A 20,755-nucleotide genomic window follows, 5' to 3' on the forward strand; every position below is an offset into this window, starting at 1 on the left:
TAATGTGCCAAAAAAGGAGGGTGCTCATGAAAAAACTATTTACAGTTATATTATGTTTACTTCTTTGTACAGGATGTACGTCAAAAACAAGTAAAAAAGAAACAAAAAGTAGCCAAGATACATCATCTACTGATTCTTTAGATGATTCATTTTATCCTATTGTTAATTTAGGAACGAATCTTGTAAGAGAAACTTTTTATCAAGATTTTTCTTCTTCTGAAGATTTTCAAACAATAGGAAGAGAATTACAAGCTTTATCGACAGATTATTTCTCTACTTCAGATTATTATATGTCTGAGGGTCTACAACTTGTTCAAAATGATAAAAATCAACTTTTAAAGAAAGAAAAATATTCTTTACAACCACTCAATGGAGAATTAGTTGATGGTCAAGAAATTAATAAGATGGTAGAAAATATTAGTGAACAAGATTATTATGAAAAAAGTGGAGATAAGTATACTTTAAAAGGGATGTCTATAGCGATTATTCTAGATCCAAAAGGTGGAACGAATGCAACTTTATCTGAAGGAAGTATAGACAGTTACGCAAAAGAAACGATTTCTAGATTATATAAGTACTTACAAACAAAAAAATCTGTGAAAGATATTCCTACTTTTATTGCTGTTTATCGTCAAAATGACAGTGAAGAAAATAGTTATAATGGACGCTTTATTTATAGTAGTTATTGTCAAAATGGAAAAGTTGGAAATATTAAATCTTTAGATTATGCTACTTATATTTTTACAAGTGATGAAGCAAATAAAGCAGATGAAGCTCTATATTCACAATTTTCGGTTTTTAAAAACAATGTAAAAAATGCTTCAACTGAAGCTGTTGGTGTTGTAGGTTATGGGAAATATAAAGATGGTTCAATTCAAAGTTTAAAAATTCAAATTACTGCGAGTGTAAAAAGTTATACAGAACTTATTTATGTAGTAGAAACAGTTGCAGACCAAATGGATAATCATTTTTCTGGATTTGATAGTTATGCAGTGATTAATGATCAAGATGGATTGAAAGCTGTTGTGATTAAAAATGCTGGAAAGGATGCACAAAGTACATTGTTGTATTAATGATAGACATTTGATACAATGATAGAAGAGAAGGTGAAAGAATGGCAAGAGAAAGATTTTCTTTTGATGATACAATCGAATTTGATAAAGATGAATTAAAACCAAATAATGATATTCATGCAAATCATACAGGGAAATTTACATTTGATGATGAAGTAAAGGAGAAAAAGGTGGCTAAACCAAAAAAGAAAAAGAGAAAGCTTAAAATATGGCATGTTGTTTTAACTTTATTTGTTGTTGCAGTAGTTGCTTTTTTCCTTTATATTTTTGTTTTTTCAGGAAATAATAATGGACCTGTTTATGGAGAAAGATGTGTGAAATTATTATCTGTTGATAAAAATGCAATTACTCAAGTTGAATCACAAATAGAACAAGATGAAAATATTCAAGATGTTGCAATTAAAGTTGGTTGTCGTACAATTAAGCTTACTTATCAATTATCAGATAATATTCAAGTTGATACTGCTAAATCTTTAGTTGAAAATTCTTTGCATACTTTTGATGATGCAATGGGACAAAGTAAAGAAGATGGTGCTGCATGGTCACAACTTTTAAATAAAGCAAATGGACGTTTACAATATGATTTAGAAATTATTGTAAAATCTAATGGTGAAAGTGATTTCCCATTATTTGGAACAAAACATGCAGGTGTTGATGCAATTACCTATACAGGTCAAAATGTTAAAGACCAAGCATCAGCAGATAAAGCAATTCAAAGACAAGCAGAAGTCGATGCAGCAAATAAAGCTGCCGCAAATAATAATCAATAAACGAGCTCAGCTCGTTTTTTTGGAGGAAAAAATGAAGAAAAATGATTATTTTATAGGAGAATGTGTTGATCAATCTCATGATGGAAAAGGAATCGTTAAATATGAAGGATTTACTTATTTTGTAAATGGCATGATTACAGGGGAAGTTGGACAAATTAAATGTATTAAAATGTTAAAAAATTATGGGGTAGGACGTTTAATTGAATTACAAAAACCTTCACCTGAAAGAGTGAATCCTAAATGTCATATTTATCAAGGATGCGGTGGATGTCATTTAATGCATTTATCAAGTAAGGGACAACAAGAATTTAAAACAAAAAGAGTAAAGGATTGTATGGAAAGAATTGGACATTTAGAAGTTGATGTACAACCTTGTTTGATGCAAGAAGATCCTTGGTATTATCGAAATAAAGTTCAAATGCCTTTAGGTTATGATAAAAATGGTCAATTAGTAACAGGTTTTTATAAACAAAGAACAAACGATATTATTGCTTGTGATGAATGTCTTATTCAAAATAAAGAATCAAATGCAGTGATTCAAAGAGTGAAAGAACTCTTTGTAAAATATGATATTAAACCTTATGATAAAACAACACATAAAGGTAATATTAAACATGTTCTTACTAAAAAAGGCTATCACAGTGAAGAATTTATGCTATGTTTTATTACTTATCAAAAGACAATTAAACATATTGATCAAATTGTTGAAACACTTGTTAAAGAATTTCCACATATTAAAACCATTATTCAAAATATCAATGAAAGACATGATAATGTTATTTTAGGTGATGAAGAAAAGATACTTTATGGAAAAGGTTATATTTATGATACATTATTAGACAATCAATATAAAATTTCCTTAAAATCATTCTATCAAATCAATCCTATTCAAGTAGAAAAACTTTATCAAACAGCGATTGATTTAGCACATCTTACAAAAGAATCAACTGTTTTAGATGCGTATTGTGGAATTGGAACCATTACCCTTTCACTTGCAAAGCATGTAAAGAAAGTCTACGGAGTCGAAGTTGTTCCACAAGCCATTGAAGATGCTAAAAATAATGCTTTACTTAATAAAATAGATAATGCTGAATTTGTCTGTGATGATGCTGGAAAATATATGGTTGAGCTTGTTAAGAAAAATACCCATTTAGATGTTGTTTTTGTTGATCCACCACGAAAAGGATGTTCAGAAGAATTCTTAGAACATTTATTACAGGCAAATCCTAAAGAAATTATTTATATTTCATGTGATGTAGCCACTCAAGCAAGAGATGCTAAGTATTTGAATGAACATGGTTATACAATTACGAATTGTCAACCCGTAGATATGTTCCCACATACCTTTCACATTGAAAATATTTTAAGATTTGAGAAATCCTAGCGATTTCTTTTTCTTATATCAAGTTATAACAAATAACTATTTGTCATATTATAAAGAGTGTTTTACAATAAAAACAGGAGGAAAAAGGAAATGAAAGTATTATTAGTTAATGGAGGACCACATCCTAAAGGATGTACAAATCGTGCTTTAGAAGAAGTAGAAAAAGCATTAAAAGAAGAAGGAATAGAAACGCTTATTTATCATATTCCAAATGTTCCTTTACAAGATTGTATTGCTTGTGGATCATGCGCTAAAACAGGTAAATGTGTTTTTGATGATTGTGTCAATGAATTTGCCTCAATGGCAAAAGATGCTGATGGCTTTATCTTTGGAACACCTGTTTATTATGCACATCCAACAGGTAAAATTCAAAGCTTTATGGATCGTGTTTTTTATAGTGCTAAATCTGCATTTGTTCATAAACCAGCAGCAGTAATTTCTTCATCAAGAAGAGCAGGAAGTGTCACAAGTATGGATGTTTTAAATAAACATTTAAGTGTTTCTGAAATGCCTATTGTCACATCAAACTATTGGAATGAAGTGCATGGACATACACCAAGTGATGTTGAACAAGATAGAGAGGGATTAGATACAATGTATGCTTTAGGTAAAAATATGGCTTGGATGTTAAAATGTATTGAAGCTGGTAAAAAAGCAGGAATTGAAGTTCCTCAAAATAAAAAGAGAACGACAAACTTTATTCGTTAAAATGAAAACACTGTATGTTTCTGATTTAGACGGTACGCTTTTAAATAGTCAACAACAAACATCAACTTATACTAATCAAACAATTGAAAAACTTGTTGATCAAGGAATGTTGTTTTCTTATGCAACCGCAAGATCTTATTATTCAGCCAAACCAGCAACCAAAGGCTTAAGTGCAAAAATTCCTTTGATTCTTTATAATGGCGCCTTTATTATTGATAACCAAAGCCAAGAAATTTTAGTATCTAATTTCTTTTTAAAAGAAGAAGTCAATGATTTAGCTCATTATTTTAATCAAAAAGACTTTTATCCTATTGTTTATGCTTTTATAAATGAACAAGAAAAATTTAGTTATATTCCTAGTAAATCAACCAAACAACAACTAGATTTTATAAGTACACGTAATGATAAAAGAAAAAATCCAGTTGAAAATAATCTCTTTCAAGGAGATGTTTTCTATGTTTCATGTATTGCTTCCAAAAAACAACTAGAAAGTTTTTATCATGATTTAAAAGATCGATATCAATGTTTATTTTCTAAAGATATTTATAGTCAAGATTGGTGGCTTGAAATCTTACCTAAAAAAGCAACCAAGGCGCATGCTATTTTACAATTAAAAGATTATTTAAAATGTGAGAAGGTTGTTGTGTTTGGCGATGGTTTAAATGATTTATCGATGTTTGAAATAGCGGATGAAAGCTATGCGGTAGAAAATGCCTGTGAAGAGCTTAAAGAAAAAGCAACAGGTGTTATTGGTCGTCACGACCAAGATGCGGTAGCACGTTGGTTAGAAGAAAATTATAAGGATTAGTATGAAAGATTTATATTATATTTTAATGTACAATAATTTAGGTAATGTTAAAGAATGTAAAACACTTATTAAACATGGTTTGATCCAAGTGAATGGTGTTGTTGAAACCAATTGTAAAAGAAAGATCCAAGAAGAGGATGTTCTTATTTATCAGGGAAAAATGTTAAAGAGTCAACCATTTCATTATCTTATGCTCAATAAACCACAAGGTTATCTTTGTGCCAATAAAGATGAAAAGGAAAAATGTGTTGTTGATTTAATTGATTATCCAGATTGTTTTTGTTTAGGAAGATTAGATCGTGATACGACAGGACTTTTGATTCTTACTAATGATAAAAGTTTAAAGAAATTATTGTTACCACAAAATCATGTAGAGAAGACCTATCTTGTTGAAACAAAAGAAAGACTTAATAAGGAAGATCAAGAAGCTTTTAAAAGGGGAATCATCATTGATCAGAAGATTCAATGTTTACCAGCAAAACTTGAAATTATAGATGATTATCACGGGTATGTGACAATAGAAGAAGGAAAATATCATCAAATCAAAAAGATGTTTTTATCATTGAAGAATGAAGTTGTTTCTTTAAAAAGAATTTCATTTGATGAAATTCTTTTGGATGAAAACTTATCAGAAGGTATGTCACGTCCTTTAAATAAAGAAGAAAGAAATAAGCTCATAAAAAAAGCGGCTCAATATTGAGTCGCTTAAACTTTTTCTGTCGTTAAAATAACAATAACAGCACCGACGATCGATAAGATGACACCAGCAAGTAAAACATGTCCAACACCTAAAGCATCAAGCATAATTCCACCTGCGAAGTTTGCAAATACTCCTGATAAAGTCATTGAAGTTGTAACAAGCGATTGTCCTTTAACACGATCGGCAACAGCAATTTTTTCATTAACATAATAAACAGAGGCTGGAACAAATAAAGCATAGGCAAACATTTGACATACTTGGGCAAGATAAATCATAATCATGTTTGTCGCAAAATATGTAAGTGCATGTTTTACACAGAACATTAAAATTGAAAATTTAATAAGTGTTCCACAATTAATTTTTTCAGACATCTTTGTAAAGAAAGCCATTGTTGGAAGTTCCAACATTGCTGCAACGAAAACAGCATTTCCCATATCAGCACTTGTTCCACCGATATTTGTAATAATTTGAATAAAGAAGTTATTGATAATTGTATGCGCAAAATAGACAAGTACAAAACCAACTAAAAATAAAATAAATTTTTTATATTTCATACAGAACTTACCAAAAGAAAGTTGTTCTGTTTCTTCTTGTTTTGTATCTTCTTTGACTACTTCTTTTTCATAACCTTTTGGTAAAACAAACATTTTAACAACAACAAATAATAAAGCTGTAAAAATAATATAGAATAGAGGTAAAATACCCGGTGAAAAACTTTCGACAACATGTCCTAAAACAAGAGAAGCAATTGCATAAGCTACAGAACCTAATCCACGAGCAAGACCATAGTTGATTTCAATACCATGTTGTTCAAAAACAAAGGCAAGAGAATTCATTAGGGGCATGATTGATGACATGATTGAAAAAATAGTAACTACTAAAAATAAAACAAATAAAGCACTTCCTGGAATTAAATAAAGAATTGCGGATAAAGCAATGACTAATAAAACAATTGGTGCAATGATATTTCGCATTTCAATATTTTTATGATTGTCTGCAAAAGAAGCAAGCATTGGTTGTAATATAACAGCGATAATACTTGAAAGGGCAAGAGCAATACCAATTTGTGAGTTTGTACATCCTTTATCTAATAAAAAGACAGAAGCATAACCCATCATAGAAGCAAAAGCAGCAAAGTAGAAAATTTGACTACCAGCATACTTCAAGTTTAAACTACGATTTTTTTTCATAAACATTTCCTTCCTTAAATAATAATCATATTGTATGTTTAAATATAAATAACTTATCTATATTCTATCATAAAAAGAATAATTGTAAGCGCTTTTTTATATTATGAAAAAAAGGAGAATATTTTGACTTACTTCGAAAGAAACTTATAATAGAAGTGGTGATAAAAAATGAAAGAAATAATAATTGTAACTGGAGCAAGTTCTGGTATGGGAAAAGAATTTGCTATGCAAATTGAAAAGAAGTATCAAGTAGATGAAATATGGGTGATTGCTAGAAGAAAAGAAAGATTAGAATGTTTAAAGGAAAAACTACAAACAAAGGTAAAAATTTTTGCTTTAGATTTAACGCAAAAAGAATCTTTTGAAATTATTCAAGAAGCTTTATTTCAAGAAAAACCTAGAGTAAAAGCATTGATTAATTGTTCAGGATATGGAAAATTAGATCATTATGAAAATATGTCAATTGAAGTTATTGAAAATATGATGAATTTAAATATGCTTGCAGTTGTTAAAATGGTCAATAGTGTTTTACCTTATATGCATAAAAAAAGCTATATTGTTAATCTTGCTTCATGTAGTGGTTATATGCCAATCCCTTATTTAAATATTTATGCTTCGACCAAAGCATTTGTCTTAAGTTATTCAAGAGCTTTAAATGAAGAATTAAAATATCGACAAATTCATGTTTTAGCTATATGTCCTTATTGGGTAGAAACAGAGTTCTTTGATCGTGCAGTTGAAAAAGATAAAAAGCCTGTTGTGATTCGTTATGGAAAAGTTTATAAAGCAAAAGATGTTATTAAAAAAGCGATTAAGGATATGGAAAGTTCTAAGGATGTTTCTTTATATGGAACAATCAATCGAATACAAATCTTAGGAATGAAGGTTTTGCCACATCGTTTAGTTAAGAAAATTTGGATGATTTATCAAGAGTTAGATGGAACAAAAGAAATAAGATAAATTGTATTTAATTAAAAAAATCTTTAAAATTAGAGAATTTTTTATTAAAGTATGATAAGATACAAGTAATAATGAATATGAAGAGGTATGTGTGATGAAAAAATTTATTAGAGAAAATATTGATCATCAACCAATTGTTGATAATGTTTTTAAGATTGTAAATCTAGCAAATGATGCAATTGCTAAAAAAGGAAAAGAAAATATTGTCAATGCGACAATTGGTTCATTATATGATGAAGATGGAAATTTAGTTGCATTAGATACCGTATTTAATACGTATAACAGTTTAGATAATAGAACAAAAGCAAAATATGCTTCTAGTTTTAGTGGAAATCCAAATTTTAGAAAACAAGTTTATAATTGGGTCGTACAAGACACAAAACTTGATTTATGTCATAGTGTTATTGGAACACCTGGAGGTTCAGGAGCCGTAAGTTCAACGATTTTAAATGTGTTAGACGAAGGTCAAACTTTAATTATTCCTCATATTGCATGGGGTAACTATAAATCAATGGCAACGATTGCTAATTGTAAAGTACAAGCCTATCAAATGTTTGATGGAGATGCATTCAATATTACAAGCTTTAAAGAAACTTGTCATGAAGTAATGGCAAGACAAGGTAAAGTTTTAGCGATTATCAATGACCCATGTCATAACCCAACAGGATATTCTATGACAGTTGAAGAATGGAATCAAGTGATTGATTTTTGTAATGAATTATCAAATGAAGGACCTGTTATTATCTTAGATGATATTGCTTATATTGACTATTCTTATAACTTAGAAAGATCAAGAGATTATATGAATGCATTTAATCGTATGAATGATCAAGTCATGATTGTTGTAGCGTTCTCTTGTTCTAAAACACTTACATCTTATGGTTTAAGATGTGGGGGTGCTGTTATTTTAGCAAGAAATCAAGAAGATGTTCGAGCACTTGAAATCTTAATGGAAAAACATGCAAGAGCTTCTTGGTCAAATATTCCTAATGCAGCAATGGAAAACTTTGTTAAAGTTACAACAGAACATAAAGATGAATTTAACGAAGAAAAAGGGAAATATGTTGATTTATTAAGACAAAGATGTGAAGTCTTTAAAAAAGAAGCAGATGAATGTGGTTTAACTTATTATCCATATAAAGAAGGTTTCTTTGTTACTTTAAAAGTAGAAGATGATGATTTATTAACACGATTCCATGAAGCAATGCTTGCTCAAGATATTTATACAATTAAAGTCAATAAAGGTATTCGTGTTGCTTTATGTTCTTTATCAGTAGAAAAATGCCAAGGACTTGCCTTTAAAATGAAAGAAATTTTAGATAGTTTAAAATAATCGGGGGAACCGGTTATTTTTTATGGAAAGAAGAAAGTATATATTTAAAGGCAGAGTTCAAGGTGTTGGTTTTCGTTTTCGTTGCTTTTCTATCGCAAATGAATTAAAATTAACGGGGTTTGTAAAAAATGAATATGATGGTTCGGTTTCTATGGAAGTTCAAGGAGAAGGAATGCAAATAGAAAGAATGATTGAAAAGCTCTATCAACAACCATTTATTGAAATAGAACAAATCCATTATCATTTATTAAATATAAAAGAGTATGAAAAATCTTTTGAAATACGATATTAAGGAGGAACTATGAAAACAATTGCTATTGTAGCAACAGGTGGTACAATTGCTGGTACTGGAAAAAAAGGGAAAACTGCAGCATATCATGCAGGAGAAATTGATATTGATTCAATTATTGAAACAATTCCAGAAATCAATGAAGTGGCGCATATTAAAGAATATCAATTAATGAATATTGATAGTAATGAAATGACTCATGAAAAATGGTTGATTTTAAAAAATAATATTGAAGAAATTTTGTCGGATGATACGATTGATGGTGCGGTTGTCACTCATGGAACAGATACTTTAGATGAAACAGCTTATTTTTTAACTTTAACATTAAATACCCCAAAACCTGTTGTTTTAACAGGAGCAATGCGTCCAGCAACAGCAACGAGTGCAGATGGTCCATTTAATCTTTATCAAGCTATTTGTTTAGCTTGTCATGGAGAATCTTATAACCGTGGGGTTCTTGCTTTATTTTCTAATACAATTTATTCAGGAAGAGATATTGAAAAAGTTAATAATTTTAAAATTGATGCCTTTGATCAAAGATCTCTTGGATGTTTAGGATATATGCAAGATCAAGAAGTCTATTTCTATACACAAACAAGTAAGATTCATACGATAAAATCACGTTTTAACAAACGTATTGATTCTATTAAAAGTGTAGCGATTGCTTTTTATTACAGTGGTGCGGATGCTAAAATCTTATATGATCTTGCAAGTGATCATGAAGGGATTGTTATTGCAGGGTCAGGAAGTGGAAATTATAGCCAAGCTTGGTTAAAAGCAATCGAAGAACTTTCTGAAAAGGGTACAATTTTTGTACGTTCTTCACGTATTTCACAAGGAATTGTTTTTGATGATGAAATCTTTGATCCACATCATTTATGTATTTCATCAAATACCTTATCGCCACAAAAAGCGAGAGTTTTATTAATGCTTGCTTTAACACAAACACATGATCGTGATGAAATAAGAGAAATCTTTTTACAATATTAGAAGGAGAAATCCTTCTTTTTTTAAACATATATGAAAAGAAGATAGATTTATGGTACACTCTACTTGCAATAGAAATTTGTTAATTGGGCTGGTCGTAAGACCAGGGTCCCTCAATTTGCGGGTAAGACACCCGTTTTTTTTAGGAAAGAATAAATTTTGAGAGGCTTAAGTACAAAAATAATTTCAATGAAAAATATAAGAAGGAGAAAGAGTATGAAATTATATTATCCTGTCATTTTCTTAAAAGAAGATGATGGAAGATATTTGGTTTCATTTTCTGATGTTCCAGAAGCAATAACATGTGGGAATGATTTTGAAAATATTGATATAAAAGAAACTGTTGTAAAGATTGAATTGAATTTAACTAGATTAGATGACAAAAAAACTAATTTTATAATTATAAAAAAGAGTAATGAATCAGTAAAACTGAATCATTACTCTTTTACGTATACAGCAAAGTTTTTATCCTCACAATAAAAATCACCGTAACCATCTTCATTAATAAGAACTCTTTGATAACCATTAAAGACATTGACATAATAACAATGACGATCTTCTTTACCAACATACATTGATTTAATACCACCAGTTGAATTCGTCATAATAATAACCATTGCTTTTGTTTCAGTATGTCTTGTCCAACCAATTAAATGAGGATGATCGAAATAATCCTCTTGATTTCCTTCGATATATTGTTTTCTTAAAGAAAGGAGCTGTTGAAGCATTTCTTTTTTTGAAGAAACATTTTCATAATCAATACCTTCTAAATCACCATAGAAAACACAAGGATACCCTGCTTTTCTTAAAAGAGTTAAACAATAAGCATGTCCTTTAAACCAATCAGGAATGAAAGAAGCTAATGATTGACTTGGTTCCGTATCATGATTATCGACAAAGGTAACTGCATTTGAAGGATACATGGAAACAAGCGTTTGATCAAAAATATGAGAAAAATCATAATTTTCATTATGACTTGCATCGTAAAAATGATAGTGAAGAGGAACATCAAATAAAGACATTTCAAAATTGACTTCTTTTAAATACTTTTCTAAATGATACACATCTCCGTGCCAATACTCACCAACCGTAAATAATTCTTTATTAAAATCGTGATATATTTTTGGCAAGAGGTTTTTATAAAAAGAAGCGGGAATATGTTTAACAGCATCGAGACGTAAGCCATTGATTTTAGTTAAATTTATATACCAATAAAGCCATGAGGTAACTTCTTGAACGGTTTCTTCATTTCCAAAATCTAAATCCGCTCCCATTAAATAATCATAATTGCCATTTTCATCATCGACTTCTTGATCCCAACTTTTTTGATCAAAAAGGAAAATGGTATTACGATGGGTCTTTTCATCATAATCAATCCCATCAAAATGATACCAATGCCAAATAAAATCAGAATATTTTTTATTTCTACCAGGAAAAGTAAAAAGAGTATAGACTTTAATTTGTTCATCACCAGAAATGATTTCATTAGTATTTTGACGATTGACTTCTTTTGCGTTAACAATTTCAGTACCGTCAGCGCCCATTTTATGATTTAAGACAATATCTCCATAAACATCAATTCCTGCTTTTTGAAAAGCTTGAATACACGCTAAATAGTCCTCTTTTGTCCCATATTTTGTTTCAATACTTCCTTTTTGATTAAATTCTCCCAAATCATAAAGATCATAAACACCATAACCATTATCATTGATACCACCAACGCCTTTATAAGCAGGTGGTAGCCAAATAGCTGAAAAACCCATTTCTTTATAAGATTTTACTTTTTCTTGAAGTTGTTTCCAAAGTTTTTCTTCAGGTTTTATATACCAATGAAACCCTTGTAATAAAACACCATTTTCCATTTTTTTCACCTCATTGAAACTATTATACATCATTTTATTTCATTTTCCTAAAAGATGCGGTAAAATAAAGAAAATTAGGGGGATTATATATATGTATGAATTAATATCAAACTTAATTCTTTATGGGAATTTACCAGAGGATGAAATTTTAGTACAACTTGCTAAGTTGTTATCAGATGATGAAAAATCAAATCATGAACTTCGTCAAGAAATTTATGGACAAATAAAAAGATTATTAGAACTTGCAACTCAATATGGATTTAATGATAATTTATGGCATAATTATTTAACTTATTTATTAATGACAAATGAAAATCCATTTAGTATGACTTGTGAAAAACAAGGAGCAAGAGAAGGAACTGTTAATCATTTTGCTTTAAATGATTTTAAAGTATTTTATGATCTTTTCCATTATGATTTTAGGAGTATTGAAAAAGAATTAAATATTGATTGTTTTTCAACACTTGCTGATTATAAAGCTTTATCTAAACCAGAATTGATGTACAATAAGAATGTTTCTTTAAAAGTCCAAGAACTTTCTAAAAAATTAGAAGAAACAAAGAATGAACAAGAATTCTTTGACGTTGTAACGCAATTCTACAAAGATTATGGTGTAGGTATGTTTGGTTTAAATAAAGCCTTTAGAATTGCGACAAGTCATGAAAACTATGTAGAATTAAAACCAATTAATAATATGGATGAAGTTGTTTTAGATGATTTAGTTGGGTATGAAATTCAAAAGAAAAAGTTATTAGATAATACTGTAGCTTTTGTTGAAGGAAGAAAAGCAAATAATGTTTTACTTTATGGGGATAGTGGAACAGGGAAATCAACAAGTATTAAAGCAATTGTAAATGAATTTTATGATCAAGGTTTAAGAATGATTGAAATCTATAAACATCAGTTTAAAGATTTATCAAATATTATTGCGATGATTAAAAATAGAAATTATCGTTTCATTATCTATATGGATGATTTATCATTTGAAGAATTTGAAATTGAATATAAATTCTTAAAAGCAGTAATTGAAGGCGGGGTTGAAACAAAACCTGAAAATATTCTTATTTATGCAACAAGTAATAGAAGACATCTTATTAAAGAAAACTGGTCTGATCGTAATGATGTTGTTCAAGAAAATGGAATGCATCAATCAGATACCATGGAAGAAAAACTTTCATTAGTTAATCGTTTTGGAGTTAAAATCAATTATTCTAAACCAATGAAAAAAGAATTTAATCATATTGTTTTAGAATTAGCACATAAAAATAATATAGAAATGGATGAAAAAGAACTTTTATTAGAAGCCAATAAATGGGAATTATCTCATGGTGGAACTTCAGGAAGAACTGCTCAACAATTTATCAATTATATTTTAGGATTGGAGAGATAAAAATGGATGCAATCGAAGCACTTACAACAAGAAGAAGTTGTCGTAGTTTTAAACAAGAACAAATTAAAAATGAAGAATTACAAATGATTTTAGCTTGTGGTTTAAATGCCCCTAGTGGTAAAAATAAACAATCAAGTAAAATTGTGGTTGTTCAAAATCAAGAAGAAATCAAAGAACTTTCAAAACTTAATGCGATTATTTTTGGAAAAGATGTTGATCCTTTTTATGGGGCACCAACAGTATGTTTTATCTTTGTCCCAAAAGATGAAAGTAATGGTATAAAAGATGGTTCATTAGTGATTGGTGCTATGCAAACAGGAGCTTATGCTTTAAATATAGGTTCTTGTTGGATCAATCGTTGTAAAGAAATGTTTGAGTTAGAAAAGGGACAACAATATCTTCAAAAATGGCATTTAGAAGATTATGTTGGTGTTGGTTGTTGTATTTTAGGATATGTTGAAAAAGCTTTACCTGAAAAGAAAATTTTAGAAAATCGTATTATTCAAGGATAGGAGAATGAATATGGATAACAAAACTTATGAATATGTTGAAGATCGTTCAATGACGATACAACAATACATTAACAATATTTTTAAATGGATGATTATAGGTGTTTTAACAACTTTTGTGACGGCCTTTGCTTTAGAAAAATCATCATTTATGTCTTATGCAGGAATGCTTCCTTTCATTTTAATTATTTTTCAATTTACGGTTGTTATTGGTTTATCAAGACGTTTAATGACAATGAAACCAATTACGGCAAAAGTTCTTTATATGATCTATTCAGTCATTACTGGTGTGACATTTTCTTATGTTATTGCAAGCTATACTTCCTTTAGTGTTGCACTGGCTTTTTTAGTAGCAGCTATTTACTTTGGTGTGCTTGTTGTACTAGGAACAGTGATTAAAATGGATCTAACAAGAATTGGAACAATCTGTTTAGCAGGATTATTTGTTTATATTATTTTTTCAGTTATTGTGATGATTTTTCATTTAGGTGTGGGAACACTTATTATGCCACTTATTTCACTTGCATTATTTGCAGGAATTACGGCATATGATATGCAAAAATCATTACAACTTTATAATTATGCTTCATCTAATCCAGAAATGTTAGAAAAATTAAGTATTTATGGAGCATTTAATCTTTATTTAGACTTTGTTAATATCTTCTTAGATATTCTTCAATTATTAGGAGATAATAAATAACCAAAAGAGCGAAAGCTCTTTTTTTTAAATGCAAAATCGATTATAATGTCTTTTACACATAGGAGGGAATATGAAAAAACTAATTGGAAGTAAAGGATTTTATAAAATGGTTCTTGCGATTTGTATACCCATTGTTATTCAAAATGGTTTTACAAATCTTGCAAGTTTATTAGATAATATTATGATTGGACAATTAGGAACACTTTCTATGTCAGGAGTTTCTATTACTAATCAATTATTACAAGTATTTAATGTTACGATTTTTGGCGCTATGTCAGGTCCAGGAATCTTTATGGCACAGTTTTATGGAAAGAAAAATAAAGAAGGAGTGGAGAATTGTTTTAGGATCAAATTGATTATAGGAATTATAATTGCACTGCTAGCTATTTTTTTATTCTATACATTTGGACAACAATTGATTTCTTTATATTTAAATGATAATCCGCAAGATAGTTTAAAAACATTAAATTACGGGATGAATTATCTAAAAATTATGCTTGTTGGATTGATTCCTTTTGTGATTACACAAGTTTATTCATCATCACTTAGAGAAACAGGAAATACGATTTTACCAATGATTGCGAGTGTGGTCGCCGTGATTGTCAATTTCTGTATTAATTATATTTTGATCTTTGGACATTTTGGATTTCCACAATTAGGGGTTTCAGGCGCGGCGATTGGAACGGTTGTTTCTCGTGTGATTGAAATGAGTATTAATATTATAGGGGGTTCTCGAAATCTTTATTTAAAAGATGCTATTAAGATGAAGAAAGTTCCTTTTGATACAACTAAAGAAATGTTGAAAAGAGGATTACCTCTTTTATGTAATGAAATCTTATGGTCTATTTCTATTGCCTTGATTTCTCAAAGCTATTCTACAAGAGGACTTGTTGCTGTTGCAGCGATTAATATTACCACAACCGTTACTAATTTCTTTATGATTGTTTGTTATGCTATGGGAAATTCTATTTCAATTGTTGTTGGACAACAACTTGGTGCAGGTGAAATTGAAAGAGCGAAAGATTATGATTTGAAAATGGTGTTTATGAACTTTATCATGTGTTTTACGTTGGCTGTTGTTTTATTTAATGTTTCTATTTATATTCCACAAATTTATAACACATCTGTAGAAGTAAAAAATCTTGCAACATCTTTACTTAAAGTAGCAGCATGTATGCTACCTGTTATTTCTGTTTATTATAGTAGTTATTTTACTATGCGAGCAGGTGGAAAAACGTTTTTAACATTCTTATTTGATAGTGGTTATACATTTGTCTTTACTTTTATGGCTGCTTTATTACTAACAAGGCTAACAAGTCTACCAATTCTTATAATTTATATACTTGTTCAATGTGTTGATATTCCTAAGGCAACACTTGGTCTTATTCTTGTAAGAAAAGGAATATGGGTAGATAATATTGTTAATGATTTATAGGGCTATTGTGTATGAATACACAATATGTTATCGTTCTTGTAGAAAGACCATGCTTTAGTTAGACATAAATCGGAGAACTAGAGCCTTAGTTGGATAAACAGAGAATTTTTCTCTGTTTTTTTATTATAAAAGCGAACTTGTTAAGTCCGCTTTAGATTTATCTTTTAACAATACGATAATAGGCCTTAGAAGTCATCAAATAAACAATCGTATAAATAATAATGAGACCTGCAATGCAACCAGTAGTTGAGATAAGATAAACGTTGTCATTACATTGTAATCCTTTTAAAATACGAAGGATTAAAGGATAGGCAAAGGCTAAATGAATGATGGCAACAATCAATGGAACAAAGAAGAAAATCAATACTTGGAATTGAATCGTCTGTTTAACTTCTTTTTGTGACATACCAACATTTTGTAAGATTTCAAATTTATTTTGATCTTCAAATCCTTCAGAAATTTGTTTATTATAAATAATTACGATTGCTGCTACTAAGAACATCATTGATAGAAAAATTCCAATAAATAATAATGAACCATATAATTCATAAATAACATCAATATCTTCATAACTATTTTGTATACTTACATAATATTTATTTCCTAAGTAATTATAATCTTTATGAATAATAGCAGTAGTTACTTCATCTACAACTTTTTTACTTGCATTAAAACCTATGAAATAACTTTTTGATTTAAGCTTATAGTTATTTAAAGCACTTTGATTGATTACTATTGAGATATTATTTGGAGCAAAACAATTATTTGCTTGAAGTTGACGATTTTTAATTTGTCCTTTTATAGTATAAGGAATATTCTCTAATGAAATGGTAGGGTTATTATAACCTTCATAACTATAAAGATAAGCTTCATTATTATTTAAAGATAAATTTTGATTAAAATAATGATTATAATCCTCCAAAGAAATAAGATTAATAGAAGCTAAATGATTATAGTCATAATCATTTAGATGTACTTTATTTTTCTTTAAACTTCCTGTGTAATTATAATAAGAAAGAGTGTAAAGAGAATCATATTTTTTATTTTTTAATAATCCTTTAACATCTTCATAGACTTGGTCTGGATAATCCGAATCAGTTACAGTAATAGTTCCATCCATGTAAAATTGTCTTTTGATACTATCTTGAATACCCTTATATAAACAAATTGTTGAAGAAAGTGTCACTAAAACACAAGTACATAAAATACAAATATTAGCAAGACCAACAGCATTTTGTTTCATACGATATAAAAGACCTGAAATAGAAGTAAAGTGTGTTGGTTGATAATAAAAGTTTTTTCTTGATTTTAAGAACTTTAATAAAGCAATACTTCCTGCTGTAAATAAACAATACGTACCAATCATGACTAAAATAACAGCAACAAAGAATAAAGCCATAGCTTGCATAGGATCGGTAATGGACAAAGCAATATAATAACCTGCACCTAAAGCAATAATCCCTAAAAGTGTTAAAAAGATTTTTGTTTTAGGTTCTTTTTCACCAATATTCTGTCCTTTTAAAAGTTCAATGGGATTACTTCTAACAACAACAGAAATATTATAAATAAGTGATAAAAAGAAAATAATACTGAAAATAATAATCGTTTTTATAAAAGCATCTATTGAAAAAATAAGAGAAAAATGAATACTTTTATGAATGATTCTTAAAATAATGACAGATGTAATTTGCGAAAGAAGCATTCCAATAACAATACCACTTACAAGAGAAATAAGAGCAATAACGATAGTTTCTAATAACATCATAGAACGCACATTTCTTTTTTCCATTCCTAATATATGATAAAGACTGATTTCTTTTTTTCGATTCTTTATCACAAAACTATTGGTATAAAATAAGAAAATCAAAGAGAAGAGGGCAATCACATAGCCTCCTAGGTTTAAAAACATAGTAATTGAATCTTGACCCTTTAAAGTAGGACTATTTCCTACAGTTTTAATAATGAAATAAAGGGCGATAGAGAAAATAGTAGAAATAAAGTAAGAACTATAAAGCTTTTTATTCTTTTTGATATTTCCTAAAGCCAATTTTAAATAAAATTTCATTTTATTGACCTCCCGAAAGAAGCATTGTTAGAGTATCGCTAATAGCTTGATACATTTCTTGATTAGACATATCTCCTTTATAAAGTTGATGGAAGATTTGTCCGTCTTTAATAAATAAAACACGACTGGCATAACTAGCTGCTTTACTACTATGAGTAACCATTAAAATTGTTTGTCCACTTTGATGAATTTGATCAAAAATAGATAAAAGTTGATCGGTTGATTTTGAATCAAGAGCACCTGTGGGTTCATCGGCTAAAATAATTTTAGGATGGGTAATTAAGGCTCTTGCAACCGCAACTCTTTGTTTTTGACCACCAGATATTTCGTAAGGATATTTTTCTAATAAATGATTAATTCCTAATGGTCTTGCAAGTTTTTCTAGTTTTGGTTTCATTAAAGCATAGGGTTCTTTTGATAAAACAAGAGGTAAATAGATATTGTCAGCGACATTAAAAGTATCTAATAAGTTAAAATCTTGAAAAACAAAGCCAAGATTATCTCGTCTAAAAGCTGAAATATGTTTATCAGAGATTTTTGTAAGATCTTTTCCATCTAATAAAACCTCTCCACTTGTTGGTTTATCTAATGAAGCAAGAATATTTAAGAGTGTTGTTTTTCCACTTCCAGATTCACCCATAATGGCGATATATTCTCCTTCTTCAACATCAAAAGAAACATCTTTTAAAGCTTCTACCTTTTGGCTTGAAAAACGCGTTGAATAAATTTTTTGTAAATGTTTAACGTTTAATAATGACATTTTTGTGTCCTCCTTTTTACACACTTATTGTATTCTACTTCTAAAATATGACCTATCGATTTATCTTACAAGTAAGTAAAATAATCTTACATTTTTGTAAGATTATTCAATAAATATTTCTTTTTTACTAAAATCAAGACAAACAGTTGTTCCTTGACCTACTTTTGATTCAATAGAAATCGAATGATCCAATTGATTAAAAATATTTTTACATAAATAAAGACCTAAACCACTGGCTTTTTTATCATTTCTTCCTTGAAAACCTGTAAATCCTTTTTCAAAAACACGTGGTAGATCACTTTCTTTAATACCAATACCACTGTCTTGAATATAAAGCTTTTCACCTTCATTATAAAAAGTAATACTTCCTTCTTTCGTATATTTTAAAGCATTAGAAAGAACTTGTTCAATGACAAAACCACTCCATTTTTCATCTGTTAAGATTTGTAGGTCTTTAATTTGATAATCTACTTTTAAATTTTTTTGAAAGAAAAAGAGTGATTGTTTTTTGATTTCTTGACTAACAAGATGATCTAAAGAAACTTTTTGAAAAGAAAGATCATGGTGAATAGAATCTAAACGTACATATTGTAAAGCCATATTGACATATTGTTCTATTTTTAAAAGTTCTACAAGCATTTTTTTATCTGGGTAATCATTTTGAATGATGAGTTTTAATCCAGCAATAGGAGTTTTGATTTGATGGACCCATTTTGTATAATAATCTATCGTGTTATTGTATTTTTGTTGATTTTCTTGTTTAAGTTGAAATATCTTTTTTTGTAATATTTGAAGCATTTCTTGATACGTTTTTTCTTCAAGATAGCTTTCTTGAGGTAAATTATCAAACAATTCAGGATTGTCTTTTAAATAAATCAAATATTGATGATGTTGTCTGTATTTTCTATAATCAAGTAAAAAATAAAGAAGGATGATAGAAAAATAGAGACTTAACATATAAATAATTAAATCTGAAATCATTTGACATATCATTAAAACAACAAAAGTACATAAGACAAACAACAAATAAAGAAGATAGACGGGATATGTTTTCTTTAAATAGTCTTTAAACATAATAAATAACCTAAGCCTTTCTTAGTATGAATAAAATCATGTAAACCAATATCTTCTAATTTTTTTCTTAAACGATTCATATTAACACTTAAAGTATTATCATCAATAAATTGGTGATCATCCCATAAATGATTCATTAAATCAATACGAGAAACAATCACTTCCGCATGTTCAAATAAATATTCTAAGATTTTTAATTCATTTTTAGTTAGAATAAGTTCCTTTTGTTGATAAGTAATTTTTCCAGCTAAAATATCTAAATGAACATCTTGATAAGTTAACAAATGAAAATCTTTAGAAAAACTATAAGTTCTTCTAAGAATCGCTTGTAATTTAGCTTGTACAACCTGTAAATCAAAAGGTTTATTAATAAAATCATCACCACCCATATTCATTGCTAAAACAATATTCATATTTTCATTAGCGGAAGAAATAAAAACAATAGGGATTTGTGAGATTTTCCGAATTTCTTGACACCAATAATAACCATCAAAAAAAGGAAGATGGATATCTAATAAAACAAGATCAGGTTGAAACTCTAAAAATTCATCTAAAACATGTTCAAAATCTTCTATATATTGAACATCATAATGATATTTTTCAAAATGTTTTTGTAAGCCTTTTGCGATAATAAAATCATCTTCAACAATTAATAATTTATACATAAGATCACCTTCTTTTAATATTATATAGAAAATCATGCAATTCGTCATCTTACATTTCTGTAAGATATGTTATAATGAAAAGCGATTGGGGGA

Annotated in this window: 21 protein-coding genes; 15 read left to right on the forward strand and 6 right to left on the reverse strand. The window is 28.7% G+C overall.

Translation table 11 applies throughout. The annotated features are described in order from the left end of the window. The first annotated feature begins 26 nt into the window (after positions 1-26). The 6 genes from HUU89_RS03480 (at position 27) to HUU89_RS03505 (ending at position 5,443) form a co-directional block, all read left to right on the forward strand. Positions 27-1,073: a CamS family sex pheromone protein gene (locus tag HUU89_RS03480; RefSeq protein ID WP_107028963.1), complete on the forward strand. Its 1,047-nt coding sequence runs from the start codon at positions 27-29 to the stop codon at positions 1,071-1,073. Between the two features lie 41 nt (positions 1,074-1,114). After that, the gene (locus HUU89_RS03485) at positions 1,115-1,843 is read left to right on the forward strand and encodes a hypothetical protein (RefSeq protein ID WP_119363627.1); all 729 of its coding nucleotides are present in this window, start codon (positions 1,115-1,117) and stop codon (positions 1,841-1,843) included. 31 nt (positions 1,844-1,874) lie between these two features. Then, positions 1,875-3,227, forward strand: coding sequence for a 23S rRNA (uracil(1939)-C(5))-methyltransferase RlmD (gene rlmD / locus HUU89_RS03490; protein ID WP_175301000.1), 1,353 nt, complete (start codon positions 1,875-1,877; stop codon positions 3,225-3,227). A gap of 90 nt (positions 3,228-3,317) precedes the next feature. Further along, positions 3,318-3,935: a flavodoxin family protein gene (locus HUU89_RS03495; protein ID WP_175301001.1), complete on the forward strand. Its 618-nt coding sequence runs from the start codon at positions 3,318-3,320 to the stop codon at positions 3,933-3,935. Between the two features lies 1 nt (position 3,936). Continuing rightward, a complete protein-coding gene (locus HUU89_RS03500; protein ID WP_175301002.1) occupies positions 3,937-4,743 on the forward strand; it encodes an HAD family hydrolase in 807 nt (268 codons plus the stop codon). A 1-nt stretch (position 4,744) separates the two neighbouring features. After that, entirely contained in the window at positions 4,745-5,443 is a 699-nt protein-coding gene (locus HUU89_RS03505; RefSeq protein ID WP_254697690.1) for a pseudouridine synthase, read from the forward strand. A gap of 5 nt (positions 5,444-5,448) precedes the next feature. Here the strand turns inward: HUU89_RS03505 and HUU89_RS03510 are convergent, their stop codons facing one another. Then, positions 5,449-6,633 carry an MFS transporter gene (locus HUU89_RS03510; protein WP_117849692.1) on the reverse strand — a complete coding sequence of 395 codons (1,185 nt, stop codon included), beginning with the start codon at positions 6,631-6,633 and terminating at the stop codon, positions 5,449-5,451. Positions 6,634-6,801: 168 nt separating this feature from the next. Between HUU89_RS03510 and HUU89_RS03515 the strand changes: the two genes are divergently transcribed. The 5 genes from HUU89_RS03515 (at position 6,802) to HUU89_RS03535 (ending at position 10,682) form a co-directional block, all read left to right on the forward strand. Continuing rightward, a complete protein-coding gene (locus HUU89_RS03515) occupies positions 6,802-7,593 on the forward strand; it encodes an SDR family NAD(P)-dependent oxidoreductase (protein WP_175301003.1) in 792 nt (263 codons plus the stop codon). A 94-nt stretch (positions 7,594-7,687) separates the two neighbouring features. Then, positions 7,688-8,926 carry an aminotransferase class I/II-fold pyridoxal phosphate-dependent enzyme gene (locus HUU89_RS03520; RefSeq protein WP_175301004.1) on the forward strand — a complete coding sequence of 413 codons (1,239 nt, stop codon included), beginning with the start codon at positions 7,688-7,690 and terminating at the stop codon, positions 8,924-8,926. A 22-nt stretch (positions 8,927-8,948) separates the two neighbouring features. After that, positions 8,949-9,218, forward strand: coding sequence for an acylphosphatase (locus HUU89_RS03525; protein ID WP_175301005.1), 270 nt, complete (start codon positions 8,949-8,951; stop codon positions 9,216-9,218). 9 nt (positions 9,219-9,227) lie between these two features. After that, the gene (locus HUU89_RS03530; protein WP_032090426.1) at positions 9,228-10,205 is read left to right on the forward strand and encodes an asparaginase; all 978 of its coding nucleotides are present in this window, start codon (positions 9,228-9,230) and stop codon (positions 10,203-10,205) included. A 213-nt stretch (positions 10,206-10,418) separates the two neighbouring features. Beyond that, positions 10,419-10,682: a type II toxin-antitoxin system HicB family antitoxin gene (locus HUU89_RS03535; protein ID WP_175301006.1), complete on the forward strand. Its 264-nt coding sequence runs from the start codon at positions 10,419-10,421 to the stop codon at positions 10,680-10,682. Here the strand turns inward: HUU89_RS03535 and HUU89_RS03540 are convergent. Then, the gene (locus HUU89_RS03540; protein WP_175301007.1) at positions 10,640-12,064 is read right to left on the reverse strand and encodes an alpha-amylase; all 1,425 of its coding nucleotides are present in this window, start codon (positions 12,062-12,064) and stop codon (positions 10,640-10,642) included. The two genes, HUU89_RS03535 and HUU89_RS03540, sit on opposite strands and share 43 nt — an antisense overlap. 91 nt (positions 12,065-12,155) lie before the next feature. Here HUU89_RS03540 and HUU89_RS03545 point away from each other — a divergent pair, with 91 nt between their 5' ends. From HUU89_RS03545 to HUU89_RS03560, 4 genes are all read left to right on the forward strand, one after another. Then, positions 12,156-13,454: an ATP-binding protein gene (locus HUU89_RS03545; protein WP_032090421.1), complete on the forward strand. Its 1,299-nt coding sequence runs from the start codon at positions 12,156-12,158 to the stop codon at positions 13,452-13,454. 2 nt (positions 13,455-13,456) lie between these two features. Beyond that, positions 13,457-13,966 (forward strand): nitroreductase family protein, encoded by a 510-nt coding sequence (locus tag HUU89_RS03550; RefSeq protein ID WP_118469618.1) that lies wholly within the window; start codon positions 13,457-13,459, stop codon positions 13,964-13,966. Positions 13,967-13,976: 10 nt separating this feature from the next. Next, the gene (locus tag HUU89_RS03555) at positions 13,977-14,663 is read left to right on the forward strand and encodes a Bax inhibitor-1/YccA family protein (RefSeq protein WP_175301008.1); all 687 of its coding nucleotides are present in this window, start codon (positions 13,977-13,979) and stop codon (positions 14,661-14,663) included. Positions 14,664-14,733: 70 nt separating this feature from the next. Next, positions 14,734-16,098 carry an MATE family efflux transporter gene (locus tag HUU89_RS03560; protein WP_175301009.1) on the forward strand — a complete coding sequence of 455 codons (1,365 nt, stop codon included), beginning with the start codon at positions 14,734-14,736 and terminating at the stop codon, positions 16,096-16,098. A 157-nt stretch (positions 16,099-16,255) separates the two neighbouring features. On the opposite strand, the gene HUU89_RS03565 is transcribed toward HUU89_RS03560, so the two are convergent. The 4 genes from HUU89_RS03565 to HUU89_RS03580 form a co-directional block, all read right to left on the reverse strand. Then, complete coding sequence (locus tag HUU89_RS03565; RefSeq protein ID WP_175301010.1) at positions 16,256-18,163, reverse strand: FtsX-like permease family protein; 1,908 nt, start codon at positions 18,161-18,163, stop codon at positions 16,256-16,258. 1 nt (position 18,164) lies between these two features. Continuing rightward, entirely contained in the window at positions 18,165-18,923 is a 759-nt protein-coding gene (locus tag HUU89_RS03570) for an ABC transporter ATP-binding protein (protein WP_117849712.1), read from the reverse strand. Positions 18,924-19,025: 102 nt separating this feature from the next. After that, on the reverse strand, positions 19,026-19,997 hold the full coding sequence (locus HUU89_RS03575) for a sensor histidine kinase (RefSeq protein ID WP_175301011.1): 972 nt from the start codon (positions 19,995-19,997) through the stop codon (positions 19,026-19,028). Continuing rightward, positions 19,979-20,662 carry a response regulator transcription factor gene (locus HUU89_RS03580; protein WP_175301012.1) on the reverse strand — a complete coding sequence of 228 codons (684 nt, stop codon included), beginning with the start codon at positions 20,660-20,662 and terminating at the stop codon, positions 19,979-19,981. Before HUU89_RS03580 ends, HUU89_RS03575 begins: the two co-directional genes overlap by 19 nt. Positions 20,663-20,755 lie beyond the last annotated feature (93 nt).

The sequence above is a fragment of the Faecalibacillus sp. H12 genome, assembly GCF_013361255.1.
Taxonomy (GTDB): domain Bacteria; phylum Bacillota_I; class Bacilli_A; order Erysipelotrichales; family Coprobacillaceae; genus Faecalibacillus; species Faecalibacillus intestinalis.